Genomic DNA, 274 nt, shown 5'->3' with positions numbered 1-274 from the left:
CCGGCCATGGCCGGCAGCAGCCAGCGCACGCCCGATCCCGAGCATGGCAAGCACGGCGAGGGCAGCGGCGGGAAGGAGACCAGCCCGCCCTCCGGCAACGGGAGCGAGGACAAGGGCGACAAGGGCAAGGACGGGAAGAAGGACCACCCGACCAAGAAGCCGCAAGAGGACTCGGGCGGCGTGGCCCCCGACCCCTCCAGCACGCTGAACGCCACCTCGCCCACCTGTTCCCGTCCCCAGCTCGGAAACGCCTCCGGGACGGCCGGGGTGGCCG

At 73.0% G+C, this 274-nt stretch carries 1 pseudogene; it reads left to right on the top strand.

Features of this window, described 5'->3' with window-relative positions:
* Window positions 1–274 (top strand): annotated as a pseudogene (locus tag CCN51_RS56830) (hypothetical protein); the annotation flags it as partial.

It is taken from the genome of Streptomyces milbemycinicus, from assembly GCF_002154605.1.
In the GTDB taxonomy this organism is placed as follows: Bacteria; Actinomycetota; Actinomycetes; order Streptomycetales; family Streptomycetaceae; genus Streptomyces; species Streptomyces milbemycinicus.
This window is presented reverse-complemented; position numbering and strand designations above follow the sequence as displayed.